10 protein-coding genes and 2 pseudogenes are annotated in these 14,890 nt (G+C 67.4%); 3 read left to right on the top strand and 9 right to left on the bottom strand.

Annotated features, from left to right (window positions below; genetic code table 11):
* Positions 1 to 87 precede the first annotated feature (87 nt).
* Together BLS97_RS03130 and BLS97_RS03125 are read left to right on the top strand one after the other, a co-directional pair.
* Positions 88 to 1,152 (top strand): IS630 family transposase, encoded by a 1,065-nt coding sequence (locus BLS97_RS03130; protein WP_090474556.1) that lies wholly within the window; start codon positions 88 to 90, stop codon positions 1,150 to 1,152.
* A pseudogene (locus BLS97_RS03125) lies at positions 1,148 to 1,755 on the top strand (IS30 family transposase); the annotation flags it as partial. The gene BLS97_RS03130 and the pseudogene BLS97_RS03125, both read left to right, overlap by 5 nt.
* 26 nt (positions 1,756 to 1,781) lie before the next feature.
* Here BLS97_RS03125 and BLS97_RS03120 read toward each other — a convergent pair.
* The 8 genes and pseudogenes from BLS97_RS03120 to BLS97_RS03085 form a co-directional block, all read right to left on the bottom strand.
* Positions 1,782 to 2,315, bottom strand: a pseudogene (locus tag BLS97_RS03120) (transposase); the annotation flags it as partial.
* A 488-nt stretch (positions 2,316 to 2,803) separates the two neighbouring features.
* Positions 2,804 to 3,451, bottom strand: a complete 648-nt coding sequence (gene eda, locus BLS97_RS03115; RefSeq protein ID WP_090474555.1) for a bifunctional 4-hydroxy-2-oxoglutarate aldolase/2-dehydro-3-deoxy-phosphogluconate aldolase — start codon at positions 3,449 to 3,451, stop codon at positions 2,804 to 2,806.
* Between the two features lie 67 nt (positions 3,452 to 3,518).
* A complete protein-coding gene (locus BLS97_RS03110) occupies positions 3,519 to 4,520 on the bottom strand; it encodes a sugar kinase (RefSeq protein ID WP_090481179.1) in 1,002 nt (333 codons plus the stop codon).
* Positions 4,521 to 4,632: 112 nt separating this feature from the next.
* Positions 4,633 to 6,078 carry an MFS transporter gene (locus BLS97_RS03105; protein ID WP_090474554.1) on the bottom strand — a complete coding sequence of 482 codons (1,446 nt, stop codon included), beginning with the start codon at positions 6,076 to 6,078 and terminating at the stop codon, positions 4,633 to 4,635.
* Between the two features lie 148 nt (positions 6,079 to 6,226).
* Entirely contained in the window at positions 6,227 to 7,285 is a 1,059-nt protein-coding gene (locus BLS97_RS03100; RefSeq protein WP_231988326.1) for an NAD(P)-dependent alcohol dehydrogenase, read from the bottom strand.
* Positions 7,286 to 7,332: 47 nt separating this feature from the next.
* On the bottom strand, positions 7,333 to 8,856 hold the full coding sequence (locus tag BLS97_RS03095) for a mannitol dehydrogenase family protein (protein ID WP_090481176.1): 1,524 nt from the start codon (positions 8,854 to 8,856) through the stop codon (positions 7,333 to 7,335).
* 5 nt (positions 8,857 to 8,861) lie between these two features.
* The gene (manD, locus tag BLS97_RS03090; RefSeq protein WP_090474552.1) at positions 8,862 to 10,088 is read right to left on the bottom strand and encodes a D-mannonate dehydratase ManD; all 1,227 of its coding nucleotides are present in this window, start codon (positions 10,086 to 10,088) and stop codon (positions 8,862 to 8,864) included.
* Complete coding sequence (locus BLS97_RS03085) at positions 10,085 to 11,068, bottom strand: 2-hydroxyacid dehydrogenase (protein ID WP_090474551.1); 984 nt, start codon at positions 11,066 to 11,068, stop codon at positions 10,085 to 10,087. The genes manD and BLS97_RS03085 overlap by 4 nt, the downstream gene beginning before the upstream one ends.
* A 276-nt stretch (positions 11,069 to 11,344) precedes the next feature.
* On the opposite strand from BLS97_RS03085, the gene BLS97_RS03080 reads away from it, so the two are divergent.
* Positions 11,345 to 12,364: a LacI family DNA-binding transcriptional regulator gene (locus BLS97_RS03080; protein WP_090481173.1), complete on the top strand. Its 1,020-nt coding sequence runs from the start codon at positions 11,345 to 11,347 to the stop codon at positions 12,362 to 12,364.
* A gap of 119 nt (positions 12,365 to 12,483) precedes the next feature.
* Here the strand turns inward: BLS97_RS03080 and BLS97_RS03075 are convergent, their stop codons facing one another.
* Complete coding sequence (locus BLS97_RS03075) at positions 12,484 to 14,454, bottom strand: glycosyltransferase family 2 protein (RefSeq protein ID WP_090474550.1); 1,971 nt, start codon at positions 14,452 to 14,454, stop codon at positions 12,484 to 12,486.
* Positions 14,455 to 14,890: the final 436 nt, after the last annotated feature.

Here is a 14,890-nt window from a genome sequence, read left to right as displayed (position 1 = left end):
TGCCCGGGGTTGCCGAACTGCTCGACACCTGTGAGCTAGTGCGGTGTGGCGTAAGTAGTTTGGCGGTTGTTTTTGGGACAATTGGTCATGCGGATACCGGCACTGGTGTTGCGGGATGGCGAGCGGAAGCAGTTGGAGAGCTGGGTGCGGTCCTCGTCGGTGCGGGCCGGTCTGGCGCAGCGGGCCAGGATCGTGCTGTTGGCCGCTGACGGCGTGTCCAACACCGAGATCGCCGAGCGGGTCGGGGTTTCCCGTCCGACGGTGACCGGGTGGCGGGCGCGGTATGCCAAGGACGGGATCGACGGTCTGTTCGACGAGCAACGTTCCGGCCGGCCCCGCCAGGTGGACCGGCTGAAGATCATCGCCACCACGTTGAGGCCGCCGCCGCAGCGGCTCGGGGTGACCCACTGGTCCTCCCGACTGCTGGCCCAGCATCTGAAGACCAGCAACAGCACCGTCGCCAAGGCCTGGCGCGAGGCCGGTGTTCAGCCGTGGCGGTCCGAGACGTTCAAATTCTCCACCGACCCGGAACTGATCGCCAAGGTCACCGACGTCGTCGGGCTCTACCTGGCCCCACCAGAAAACGCGGTGGTGCTCTGCGTCGACGAAAAATCGCAGATCCAGGCGCTGGACCGGACCGCGCCGATGCTGCCGATGCGACCTTTCGTGCCGGCCAAACGCACCCACGACTACGTCCGCCACGGCACCACCACCCTGTTCGCAGCGCTGGACATCGCCACCGGCACCGTCACCGGAATATGCCAACCCCGACACCGCCACCAGGAGTTCCTGCGGTTCCTCAAACAAGTCGCCAAGGCCTACCCCGACACCGACCTGCACCTGGTCATGGACAACTACGCCACCCACAAACGCATCGAAATCCGCGACTGGCTGGCTGACAACCCCCGCATCCACGTCCACTTCACCCCCACCTCCGCATCCTGGATGAACCTGGTCGAAGTGTGGTTCGGCATCATCGAACGACAAGCCATCCACCGCGGCACCTTCACCTCCGTCAGCCAACTCACCGGCAAGATCCGCGGCTTCATCAACGGCTGGAACGACCGCGCCCACCCGTTCGTCTGGACCAAAACAGCCGACCAGATCCTCACCAAAGCCATCCGCAAAACAACTTCAATCACAGACCCCTAGCAACCTGCGTACGGCCCGTATCTACCGCCACCGCAGAGGTAGGGGCCGAACCCGTGAAGGCGCGATGAAGCAGTTGACCAAGATGAAGTCGATCTCAAACCGGCCGGCCGTGGTCGAGCGTCGCGGTCAGGTCGGTCACTGGGAAGGTGACCTCATCATCGGTGCGGGACAACGGTCTGCGATCGCAACACTGGTCGAACGCAAGACCAGACACACCGTCCTGGTCCCACTGCCCGACGGACATTCGGCCCAATCCGTCGGTGACGCACTGATCGCTGTGTTCGCCGGCATGCCACCAGCGCTGCGTCGCACACTGACCTGGGACCAGGGCAACGAGATGTTTCACCACGACCGGATCGAACGGGCCACCAAGATCAAAATCTACTTCGCGGATCCACACTCACCCTGGCAGCGAGGCAGCAACGAAACACCAATGGCCTCTTGAGACAGTACTTTCCGAAGGGCACCGACCTCTCGCTCATCACCGCCGCCCACCTCGCTCAGGTAACAGCGGAAATGAACTCGCGACCACGCCTGTGCCTGGCGGATCGCACACCAGCACAGCTCATGCGACGATGGGACCGCCGACTGGCAACTCAATGATTCGCAACGTTCGCTAGAAACCGCCCCTGCTCGAGCGGCCGGGTCTGCCAGGTCTGCATCTCCTCGATGACCTTGTCAGTGATCCTGGAGATGGTTTCCTTCGACACCGAAGTGCCGTGGATCTCGGCGAAGTGGGCGAGATGTCGCCGGTGGTCAATCCCTTCGCGTACAACGACAGCACGATCTCATCGACCCCGGTCAACCGGCGTTGCCGCTTCTTCACGATCTGCGGCTCGAAGGTGCCGGCCCGGTCCCTGGGCACCTCGATGTCGACATGCCCGGTGGACTGGGTGAGCACCGTTTTGGCGCGGGTGCCATTGCGGATGTTCCCGGACTCCCGACCGGCAGGGGTCGTGTTTCTCGTAGCCGAGATGTTCGGTCATCTCCTCGTTCAGCGCAGTCTCCAGGACCGTTTTGGTGAGCTGTTTGAGCAGCCGTCCGGGCCGGTCAACGACCAACCCTTCTCCCGGGCCCATCCGGACCAGCTCCGCGGCCGCAGCAGCCTCCGCAGCCGGATCCGGCTTCTTCCTCGCGTTCACAGCATCAAGTGTCGTAGTCATCACGGCACCTTCCCCGCCGGCCAGGCTGGCTCAGCGTGTCGGGCCGGAAACACCGTTTCGGAGACAGTCCCCTCGAGCCGCGGCCGATGTTCAAGATCGGCAGCGAGTTGAGAGCATCGCGAGCGTGTGAGCAATGGTTCGTCATGGGGAGCAACAAGGTGTTGCGGAGCCACAAGTGGACTCTGGCGGCCAGTTCGCGGTGTTCAACGGCGTGGGCACATATCGGGCACACTTGGTGCCGATCGCCGGTGAAGCGGCATGAACCTGGATGATGATTGTCGCTGGTCAGCGGCCAGTTGTCCGAGGTTGTGCGGGCCGGAATCGGCGTGATTGTCGTTCACATCGAAGAGGTCCGGGTCGATTCTCCGCAGCTCCACCACATTCCCCCAGTTCAGGGCAGTGCGCAGCATCGGCGCACTGGCCCTCTCTGGTCTCACAGGCCCGGCGGCCCGATCCTTTTCGACGGCCTCCACCCTGCTCATCGCCGCTCACACAACCCGCTGAAACGCACCACTTCCGCGCGCCGCCCGGATCGCCGCCGCCGACCGGGCGGTGACCTCGTCCCACCGGCCCTCGGCCAGAAGGCCGGGGTCGACCATCCAGCTGCCGCTGACCGCAGGAACGGCGGGGATGGCGAGGTAGTCGGCCATGTTGTCGGCGCTGACGCCGCCGGAGGGCATGAACGTCATGGACGTGAACGGCGCGGCGAGGGCGCGGATCGCGGCGGGGCCGCCGAGCAGGCCGGCCGGGAAGAATTTCACTTCGGTCACCCCGAGGCCCACCGCGGTCATCAGTTCGGAGGAGGTGGCGACGCCGGGCAGGGCCGCGACTCCTCGCGCCTGGGCCCGGGCCAGGACGGCCACCGACAGACCCGGGCTGACCACGAACCGGGCGCCCGCGTCGACGACCTGGTCGACGTGTTCGGCGACCAGGACGGAGCCCGCGCCGACGTGCAGTTCGGGAAGGGCCGTGGCCAGGGCCTCGATGGCGCCGATGCCGGCGGCGGTGCGCAGGGTGATCTCGGCAACGGTGATGCCGCCGGCTAGGAGCGCCTCGCCGAGAGGCAGCGCGTGGGCCGCGTCGTGGATGACCACGACCGGAACGACGGGGCATCGGTGCAGCAGCGACTCGCTCATCAGATCTCTTCCAGGGGTTGGGGATGTCGACAGCGACTGGGTGCCGGTCGGTCCGAGATGTTGGCGCTCACCGGACGACGTCGCCGGCCGGCAGTGGGTGGGTCAGCTCGGCCCGGGTGGGCAGGCCCTCCCAGTCGCCGGGTTGTTGGCAGACCGCGCCGCCGAGGACGTTGCCCATGCGCAGGCAGTCGAGGAGCGATGCGCCGGCGACCAGTTCGCTGAGGTAGCCGGCCACGAAGGCGTCACCGGCCCCGACGGCATCGACGACGGCGATGCTCCGCGCCGGCGCATAGTGCGCGCCCTCGGCCGTCACACCGACTGCGCCGAGGGCTCCGAGTTTGACCACCGCCGTTTCCGGGCCGAGTCCGATCAGCCCACGCGCCAGCTCCTCGCCGTGCTCGACCGTTGATCCCCCGGTTGGCGGCGGCCAGCCGAGGAGGAGGGCGGCTTCCTCCGGTCCGGCGAAGACGATGTCGGCGGCGCCGGCGATCCGAGCGAGTACGGGGGCAGCTTGCTCGGCCGACCAGAGGGTGGCCCGGAAGTTGATGTCGAGGCTCACGAGGGTGCCTGATCGGCGGGCGATCTCGATCGCGTATTCCACCGCCCGCAGGGGTTCTGATCCCAGGGCCGGGGTGATGCCGGTGAGGTGGAGGACGTCCGCATCGGAGATCGCGCGGGGATCGATGTCGTCGGGACCCAGGCGCGACGCCGCGCTGTTGCTGCGGTAGTAGCGAACTCGCCACGGTCGGCCGTCGCGCAGTTCCTTCACCATCATCCCGGTCGGCGCCTCGGCGTCCAGATGTGCGGCCACGTGGACACCCTCGCCCCGGATCTCCCGGGTGACCAGGGCGCCGAACGCGTCGTCGCCGACCCGGCTGATCCACGTGGACCGGACACCGAGCCGGGCCAACCCGATCGCGACATTCGATTCGGCGCCCCCGATCCCCACCGGCACACCGGCTCCGCTGCGGAGCCGGCCGCCGGTGGGCGTGGTCAACAGAGCCATCGTCTCCCCGAGGGTCACCACCGACCCCGGAGTCCGTCCAGGGGAGAGGAGCGTGCTGAACATGGTGATCACGGCCGTTTCTCGCGACGGGTGCGGGTCAGTCGATGGCGATGGGCGTTCCCCGGCCGGGTTTCTCCCAGCCGGGGAACGGGTCTCATCCGGGAGGATGCGCGACCTAGATGGTCGGCACGCTGGCCGGCTCCGGGCTCGGGCGCAGGGCACCGACGGTGTGGCTGCTGGTCTGGTCGCTGCCGGCCACACCCAGTCGGGATTCGCCGGGTTGCGCGTCGGTGAGGACCTGCAGGTCGCGGTCGGCCGTTTCCGGCACGGTCCGGGCGATCAGGAAGCTCACGACCATGGTCAGCACCATGTACGCGGCGACCGGGATCCAGGAGTTGAAGAACCACGCCATCAGGCCGGTCGCGACCAGTGGAGCCACGCCACCACCGATGATCGAGGAGAACTCGCGGCCCAGCGTGACACCGGCGTAGCGGTACCGCGCTCCGAACATCTCCGGGAAGAAGCTCATGGTGACCGCGGTGATGCCCTGGGCGGCGGTGATGAAGCCCAGCGCCATCACCACGATGATCCAGAAGTGCGATCCGGTGTTCAAGGCGATGAAGGCCGGGAAGGGAATCAGAATGGCCGCGCCGGCCAGGATGAGAAACATCCGGCGGCGACCGATCTTGTCCGCCAACACGCCCATGACGTAGGCGGCGACCGCCCCGAACTGCGCCCCGTACAACAACACGTTGGGAACGAAGCTCTTGTTCACGTGGACGAAGGTGACCAGGTAGGAAGCCATGAACACCTGGTAGGTGTAGGACTGCGTACTGATGCCCCAGTTCATGAAGATGACCTTGAGGACATTCTTCTTGCCGTGCTTGGCGACATCCTTCAATGGTGCGGCGTGCTCGACGTCGATGGCCTTCTTCAGTTCCTCGAAGATCGGGCTCTCGGCCATTCTCACCCGGATGATCCAGGCCCCGGCGGTGACGAAGATGCTGGCCCAGAAGATCATCCGCCAGCCCCAGGACATCAGGATGTCGTCGGGGAGCTTCTGGGCCAGGACCCAGGCCGTAGCGCCGAGAACGGTGCCAAGAGCCGCACCGACCATGACGAACGACGAAAGGCGTCCGCGGCGGCCCAGCGGGGCCGTCTCGGTGAGCAGGGTGGCGCCGCCGGCCTGCTCGGCGCCGGCGCCGAAGCCCTGCAGGAAGCGCAGGACGACCAGCAGGATGGGGGCCAGCACACCGACCGACTTGAAGGTGGGAAGGCAGCCGATGAGGAACGTGGCCGCTCCCATCAGGAACAGGGTGCTGACCAGAACCCACTTCCGCCCGTATCTCTCACCGAAGTGGGCGAAGAACAGGCCGCCCAGCGGGCGGGCCAGGAATCCGATGGCGTACGCGGAGAAGGATGCGATCAGGCCGGCCACGGGAGAGATGTTCGGGAAGAACAGCTTGCTGAAGATCAGCGCCGACGCCGTGCCGTAGATGATGAAGTCGTACTGTTCCAGGGCGGTGCCGACCATGCCGGCCCAGGCGGCGCGCCTGACGTTCTTCGGGTCGACGTGCGCGACTTCACCGGGTTTGCCGACCCGCGGTGCTGTTTCGGTCATGACGGGGATCCTCAGGGGCTGGGCTCGCCGGGATGCGAGCAAGGGGCGGGACGGCGGGACAGCCGGCCACGGTGGGGAAGATCAGGACTACGAGTACGGCGGGAATGCCAAACAACGCACAAATGGGGGGAATACCGAATAACCAGGACTACGGAATGACGACGACCTTCAGGTGTCGCGGATCGGTGACCGGGGCCTGTACGGCTTCGGCTGCCTGATCCAGGGTGAAACGTCCGGTGATGATGCGCTCGATGTCGACCGCCCCGGATTCGACCAATGCGATCGCGGTCGGAAAGGCGTGGGCGTAGCGGAACGCCGTGACCAGATCGATCTCGAATCGCTGCAGGACGGCCAGGGGCAGTCCGTCGACGCTGGGCTGGGCCTGGCCGACCACCGTGACCCGGCCGTGCGGGGTGACGGTGCGGATGGCGGACCAGAGGACGGCGGCGTTGCCGGTGCATTCGATCACCCGGTCGTGGACCGGGCGTTCGTCCAGGGGGGTGCGGGCCGTGTTGATGGTCCTGGTCGCCCCGAGCTGGGCGGCGACGGCGAGCCGGTCGTCGTTGATGTCGGTGACGGTGATCTCGACGGCGCCGGCCGCGCGGGCGACCTGGGTGACGAGCAGCCCGATCGGTCCGGCCCCGGTGATCAGCAGGCGATGGCCGACCGCGACCTGAGCCCGTTGGACGGCCCAGACGGCGACGGCGAGGGGTTCGATCATCGACCCGGTGATGGTGTCGATGGTGTCGGGCAACGGATGTGCGGCCCGGCTGGGAGCCACCAGGTATTCGGTCATCGTGCCGTGGGTGGGAGGGGAGCCGAAACACGTTCCGGTTGGGCAGATGTTGTACGCACCCAGGCGGCAGGTCGGGCAGTTACCGCATCCGACGGCAGGTTCGATGGCGACCCTGGTGCCGACCGGCACGGCGGCGGCCGGTCCCTTGGCGACGACCACTCCGGCGGCCTCGTGGCCGAGCACGGTGGGCCGGCGCAGGATGTTCTGGCCGTTCCGGCCGGCGTCGTAGTAGTGCATGTCCGAGCCGCAGACCCCGACCGCGGCGACCTGCACCAGGACGTCGTCGTCGCCCAGAGCAGGAATGTCCATCTCGGTCGTGCGCAGATCCCTGGCCCCGTAGAGCATGGCCGCCCTGGTACGGGTGGGCAGGCTGCGGCCGGGCGGAATGAACTGGGCGGTAGTCGATGTCACGTGAAACTCCGTTGTCTCAAGGCGATGATGGATGCGCGTCCGAAGGGTCAAGCGCGGGTGCTGGCCAAGGGGTGGATCTCGTGGTCGGAAGCCGCGGCGGCCTCGGCGGCGGCTGCGGCGCTACCGTGCCGGGCGAGGATGTCGCGGAATTCGGCCGTTCTGGTGATGAACTCGGGGTGTTGGGCCAGGTCCTGACCGAGCAGGCCGCCGTCCAGTACCGCCTTCACGAACGCGGTACTGCTGGAGGTTTCGCTCTGCAGTGCGACCAGGCCGGCTCGGGCCGGGTCGCTCATCGCGGCCGCGTGCGGTCCGGGCTCGTAACCGGCGGGCGGGGCGACACAGGTCAGGTAGGCGGCCAGGGTGAGGGCGAGATGATGCGGCATCCGGCCGTTGTCCAGGTGCAGCAGCGCCGGCTCGGGGATCCGCTGGGCGAGCTTGACCGAGCCGTCGGATCCGACCTGATGGGTGCCGTGCCCGAGCGCGGAGTTCGACCAACGGGTGAACAGCTGATCGACGTAGGTGTCCAGGTCGATGTCGTCCGGGACCGTGATCGACGGCAGGTAGTCCTCGAGCAGGACGCGGCGGGCGGCGTCGGCGATGAAGGTCCGGGCGGCGGAATCCGGAATCGTGGGCCGGCCGTCCAGAGCACCGAGATAGGCGATCAGCGAATGCGTTCCGTTCAGCAGCCGGAGTTTGAGCATCTCGTAGGGATGGACGTCGTCGGTGAAGACCGCTCCACCGTGTTCCCACGCGGGGCGTCCGGCGGCGAATTCGTCCTGCATGACCCACATGGAGAACGGTTCGGCGGGCACCGGGATCTGGTCGCGGACGCCGAGTATCCGGGCCACCGCCTGCCGCTCGGCGTCGGTGGTGGTCGGCACGATCCGGTCGACCATGCTGTCGGGAAAGGTCACCGCCTGGTCCAGGTAGGAGAGCAGGTCGCGTTGCTCCGCGGCCGGCATCGCCTCGACGAATTCCCGGACCAGCCTTCCGGTGTGAGATCCGTTGCGGGACAGGTTGTCGCAACTGAGGATGGTGACGGCGCGGCCGTGGGTGCGGACACGGCGCTGCAGGCCGCGGACGATCTGTCCGATGCTGGTGACCGGCGGGTTGGCCGGGTTCAGATCGGACCGGACCGCGGGGGAGTCGACGTCGAGCCGGTGGGTGCGGGGGGAGTAGGTGTAGCCGTGTTCGGTGACGGTCAGCGTGACGATCGCCGTCCCGGAGCTGCCGATGGCGTCGACCACGACGTTCGGGTCGTCGGCGGCGACGACGGCCCCGGTGTGGACGGCGGGGACGACGGCCTCGGAGCCCTCCGGCGAGATCTCCAGCACGGCGTACCGGAGATCCTGTTGCCGCATGGCGGTGACAATGGCTCCGGATCGATTGGCCACCCCCAGGATGCCCCACGGCCCGTCCTCGACCCGCAGCGCCTGGGCCGTGTAGACGGCCTGGTGCGCGCGGTGGAAGTTGCCCAGCCCGAGGTGGACGATCCCCGTCGTGAGGGAACTACGGGGGTGGATCAGGGCGGTGGCCGGCGTGGTCGCCGCCGTCAGCAAAGGCGGAGTCATCGTGGTCACCAGTCCGTCATCGAGCCGTCGACGCGTCGGGCGACCGGTAGGTAGGCGGGTTCATAGGGGAATTTCGCGGCCAGCGCCTCGTCCAGTTCGACCCCGATACCGGGCTGGTCCCCCGGGTGCAGGTGGCCATCGGCATAGCTCCACGAGTGTGGGAAGACCTCGTTGGTCAGATCGGGGTAGCCCATGTATTCCTGGATGGCGAAATTGGGCGTGGACAGGCCGATGTGGGTGGACGCCCCGAGGGCGATGGGGGAGATGTCCGACGGGCCGTGAGGCGCGAGCTTGATCTGCCAGGGGTCGGCCAGAGCGGCGATCCGGCGGAGCGGGCTGATCCCACCCGCATGCGACACAGCGGCGCGGACGAAGTCGATGAGCTGCTCGGTGATCAGCGTCTGGAATTCCCAGACCGTGTTGAACACTTCGCCGATCGCGAGCGGAACGGTGGTGTGCGCCCGAATGTGCCGGAGCACCTCCTGGTTCTCGGCCGGAGTGACGTCCTCCAGCCAGAACAGATCGACCGCTTCCAGCGATTTGCCCAGCCGTGCCGCCTGGTTGGGGGTGAGCCGGTGGTGCGCGTCGTGGAGAAGCTTCAGTTCCGGTCCGACGTGCTCGCGCGCCGCGGCCAACGCTTTGGGGGCGTACCGCAGGTAGGCATCGGTGTCCCAGACCTCTTCGATCGGTGCCGCGCCCCGGCCGGCCGGCTCGTAGGGCTTTCCGCCCTTGGTGACGCCGTAGACGGTGTCCAGCCCGGGAACCCCGGTCTGCGCCCGCAGGGCCTGGAAACCGAGAGCCTTTTTCTCGTCGAGTGAGTCGAGCAGGGCCGGGATGTCCCAACCGGTGGCGTGGGTGTAGCTGAGGATCCGGTCCCGGACGGCGCCGCCCAGCAGCTGGTACACCGGCTGCCCGGTCACCTTGCCCTTGATGTCCCAGAGCGCGACGTCGACCGCGCCGATCGCGGCCATGGTGACCGGACCGCGCCGCCAGTACACCCCGCGGTACAGGTACTGCCAGGTGTCCTCGATCCGGGCCGGGTCCCGGCCGATCAACAGGGGAGCCACGTGGTCCCGCAGGTAGCTGGCCACCGACAACTCGCGGCCGTTGAGCGTGGCGTCCCCCCAGCCGACCAGTCCGTCGTCGGTGGTGATCTTCAGCGTGACGAAGTTGCGGCCCGGGCTGCAGACGATGACCTGCGCGGAGACGATCTTGTCGACGTTGCCCGTCATGACGCCACCGCCACGACGTTACGGAGCGGTCGGCCGGCGGCGAGCCGGTTGATGTTCTCGGCGACGTCGACGACGCGACCGTCGAAGGTCTGCCGGGTCAGTCCCGAGGAGTGAGGGGTCATCAGTACATTGCTCAACTCGTGAAAGGGTTGGGTGGACGGTGATCCGGTGTGTCCGGCGGGCGGGTAGTCATACCAGACGTCGATGGCCGCGCCGCCGATCGCGCCGTCCCGCAGGGCGGCGTACAGCGCGTCCTGATCGACCAACGGTCCGCGTCCGACGTTGACCAGCACGGCCGACGGGCCCATCCGGGAGAGCTCGGACCCCCCGATCATTCCCGTGGTCTCCGGCGTCAGGGGCGCCGAAACCACGACGACGTCGGACATCTCGAGGAGCTTGTCGATGTCATCGACCGTGCCCGCCCATTCGAGTCCCTGTGCCGTGGCATCGATCTCGCCCCGGCGGGTGACGGTCATCCCATGGGCCCGGAAGGCCTTGAACAACTCCCAGGTGCGGGCACCGATGTGGCCGAAGCCGACGAACCCGACGGTGGCACCGGCCAGACCGCTGACCCAGGGCTGGGCCGCGTCATGCGCGGGTGTAACCCACTCACCGCGACGGAGTGCGGCATCCTGCTGCCGGATTCCGCGTCGCAGCATCACCGTTGCCGCGACGACGTACTCCGTGATGGAGTCCTCGTGGTGGAACGTGTTGGCCACCTTCGCTCCGTGCGGCAGCGCGTTCACGTCGATCTTGTCCGTACCGGCGCCCGCGACCTGGACCAGCCGCAGGTTGGTTGCGGCCTCACCCATCTCGGCGGTGAACCGGGGCCCGACGAGCACGTCCGCGGAGATCAGCGCCTGTCCGATCGCGACGTCATCGGTCGGATCGGGCCAGGCCACGACGGTGCCGTCGGGCAGGGCCGATTCCAGATCGCTCCGCCAGGAGGCAAGGTTCGCGTCGCTGACGACGATTCTCATGACCGCTCCTGCACTTGGTCCCATGGACGTCACCTCATTGCGACGCCGATCACAACTATGACAACCTTGCGCAATCTTGTCAATGCTTGCCCGGGAGTTTCCAGGCCGCCGGATCACCCGCCGTCCACCTCCAACCCCGCCGTCTGTGAGGGGCTTGACCCGCCTCGCGCGGGCGCCGCTCCGGATCCGCGCAATAATTGACAAGGTTGTGCAACAACAGCAGACTCGAGCGTGAATCAATCGAAGGAAACACCCGATCCAGACTTGGAGGCCCTCGTGGCCGCGACCTTGACCGACGTTGCCAAGCGCGCGGGTGTCGCACTGTCCACGGCCTCGCGTGCCTACAGCGATCCGGAACGGGTGGGCGCCGAGACCCTCCGCAAGGTTCTTGCCGTGGCCCAGGAACTGGGCTACCAGCCCCCCGTTGCCCGCTTGGTGGAGCCCCTCGCGGAGGACGGGGCCACCACGATTGCCGTCATCGTTCCGGATATCGCGAACCCGGTGTTCGCCGCCTTCGTCAAGGCCGCGCAGGGCCAGGGGTGGTATCGGCGGCAGACGGTCGTCCTGGCCGACACCGACCTGAATCCGGAACGCGAGCGGGAGGTCATCACGCACCTGCGCGAACGGGTCGATGGGATGGTGGTGTGCTCCCCGCGCCTGGATGCCGAGCACATCCTGGCCCTGTGCTCACGGATCCCGGTGGTGTTGGTGAACCGCGAGGCCATCGGCACCGACTGTGTGGTGGCCGACGCCGGCGACGGACTGCGCCAGACCATTGACTACCTGGCCGCTCTTGGACACCGCCGGATCGCCTACGTCCAGGGGTCGCAGCTGTCCTGGTCCAACGAACACCGGGTCGCCGTGGTGCGTGGGCTGGCCGCCGAAGCCGGTCTGGACCTCCAGGTTCTGGGCTGGCAGGCCGAGACCGTGGCCGGAGGCACGGCGGCCGCCGCCAGTGTGATGGCCACCGGGGCGTCCGCGGTGATCACCCACAACGACCTCATGGCGCTCGGGGTGGTCGCCGGAACTCGAGCACTGGGCGTACGGATACCCGAGGATCTCAGCGTGGTGGGTATCGACGACATCCCGCTCGCGGCCATCACCCACCCGACCCTGACGACCGTTGCCGTGCCGATGGCCCGCGCGGGGGCGCTGAGTCTGGAACTGCTGGAGCGACGCCTGGCGGGCGACCGACAGACCCCGCGGGCGGTCCGCCTGCCGACCCAACTGGTCGTCCGCGGGTCGACCGGACCCGCTGCGGCACAGGCAGTGTCAACGTCCAGGCAGCCGGCCTGAAGGCGTTCACCTTGATCTCGGCCGCCACCTGCCGGTGTCGCCTCGCTACCCTGCGCCCAGTCCGCCGACGGTGAGCCGGGCGGGCAGGACGCAGCGGTCGTCACCCGCGGTCGAGGCGGTCAGGCCTCGTATCCCGGGTAGCGGACGGCCTGGACGATCACGCTCAGGATGAGCAGGTCGAACAGCACCCAGGCGACATTGACCAGGGTGCCGCTCGCGGCGCCGTCCCCGATCGCCATCCTGATCAATCCGATACAGGCGGCCACGACCAGCGCGCCCATGGCGATCAGCTGGGGGCGCACCAGCCGCCACGCTCGCCGGCTGACCTGCTTGGTCTTCGGGGTCACGGCGAATCCGAGGCTCCGACCGAACACGACGCTGTTGAAGGCCGTGGTGAAGGCCCGGATCCAGATCGGGAACAGGGCCAGGCTGTACTGCTGGCCGCGCCAGGTCTTGATGCCGCGGGCGACGACGGCGAACACCAACTGGTTGAACACCAGGAATGGAATCAGGCGGATGAAGAAGTCGAAACTGAACGCGTGCACGGGAAGGACGCCGAAGCACAGATAGATGATGGGCGCCGCGATGTAGACGATGGCCGCGAACCCGGAGAGATAGGACCACATCGTCGCGAAGTACATCAGTCGCTGACCGAACGACAGACCCTTCTGCGTCAGAGGATTCTCCCGGAAGAGCACCTGCAGGGTGCCCTGCGCCCAGCGCAGGCGCTGGGTCAGCATGGTCGCGGCATCCTCGGGGGCGAGCCCGTTGGCCATGATCTCGTGGTGGTACACCGTGCGCCATCCGTGCGAGTGCAGTCGCATCGCCGTCGCCATGTCCTCGGTGACGGAGATGGTGGCCATCGGCATGATCGGCTGCGCCTCGTCATCGCGATCGACGTCGACCGCGAGCAGGAGCGCTTTGACCGATTCGATGGCGCCCAACGGTGACCAGTCACGTTCGGCGAGCCGGTCGATGAGGTCGTCCTCGAAGAACACCAGCTCCGGGTCGGCGTCCACGGAAGCGTTGAACTCGTTGATCTCGGCCAGGTCGGCGCGCAGGCGCGCGACATCCTCCGACACGACCCCACGGGCGACCTGATTGACGCGCTGCTGGAACGCGTACGTGATCTCGGACAGGGGGGTGCCGTCGGACAGTGACCGGCGGGCCGTGCCGACCGCGTCGCGGACTTCCTGGAGGGCCGCCTTGAGCTGGGTGTCGTCGGACGGCACCTGTCGCTGGGCCTTGGCCATCATCGTGTCGGCCGTCCGCAGGGTGGAACGCACCGACTTCTCGACGGCGGCCACGTAACCCTGAATGCCGAGTTGCATCAACGCTTCCCGCCGGATGACGGCGTTCGACCCGCAGAAGAAGGCGCTGTTCCAGCCGTCCTTGCCCTGCTGGATGGGGCCGTAGAACAGCGGCGCCTGGCTGCCCAGAGGATCGGACTCGGACACGTTGACGAAGAACTGGGGCGTCTGCACCAAGGCGACCCGAGGGTCGGAGAAATAGCCGAGAGTGCGATCCAGGATGTGGGGTTCGGGGATCTGGTCGGAATCCAGGATGAGAATGAACTCGCCGTCGGTGACCAGGAGCGCGTTGTTCAGATTGCCGGCCTTGGCGTGCCGGGGCCGGTCCACCCAGGCGTCGGACCGGGTCAGATAGCCCACCGATTCCAGTTCCGCCGCCGCCTGCATCTCGGCCCGCGCGCCGTCGTCGAGGATCCACGTCCGGTGCGGATAGGTGATCAGTTGGGCGGCCCGGGCCGTCGCCATCACCATCTCGACCGGCTCGTTGTAGGTGGTGATGAAGACATCGACCGTCAGCCCGACGGGCGCCGGGTCGGGTTCACCGCGTTCCTTCAACCGCCACATCGTCATGCCGAACAGCAGACTGTCGATCAGGCTGTAGGTCTCGACGATCACCAGCGGAACCGAGATCCACCAGGCCGCCCAGTTCACGGAGTGGAGCCAGCGCCAGCTCACGTAGTTGATGCCCAGGACGGCGCTGATCGCGACCAGGGTCCGGATCAACAGCAGTCGCCGGGCCGCGTGTTTGCGGGTCGTCCGGACATCGGCGTCGACGGTCATCGCGACCCTCCCCGGGTGATCGGCCGGGCCGACGCCGGGCCGGGTCGGTCCGCCGGTCGCGGGCGACCGCGGTGCGCGGTGCGGGCAGCAACGACCACGGGCCACCTCTTCCTTCTTCGTACCGGTCCGGGCATAGTCTACGGTGACGGTCCGTGTTCGCAACACTACTCTCCGAGAGGTGGCGTAGATTCTGGTCGGGCCCACCCCCGGGGGTCATGATATTGCAAAATTCCTTTCCATTGATAAATAGTTCGGCGTTGTTTCTCCTCGGTCGGTCCCGCGACGTCCGTCGGCGGTAAATTCGCACTCGGCTTCCGGCGTCGGTCGGGTTGTTCTATTTGCTCACGGCGCCCGGCCGGCCGTCCCGAATGCGCGGGGCGGTCAATCGTCAGGGTCGCGGCGAGGCGCAGGTTGGCAACTCTGTGGTGTACGCCCA

The organism is Nakamurella panacisegetis, from assembly GCF_900104535.1.
GTDB classification, from domain to species: Bacteria; Actinomycetota; Actinomycetes; order Mycobacteriales; family Nakamurellaceae; genus Nakamurella; species Nakamurella panacisegetis.
Note: the sequence above shows the minus strand (reverse complement) of the source record. Positions and strands in the feature narration are given on the sequence as shown.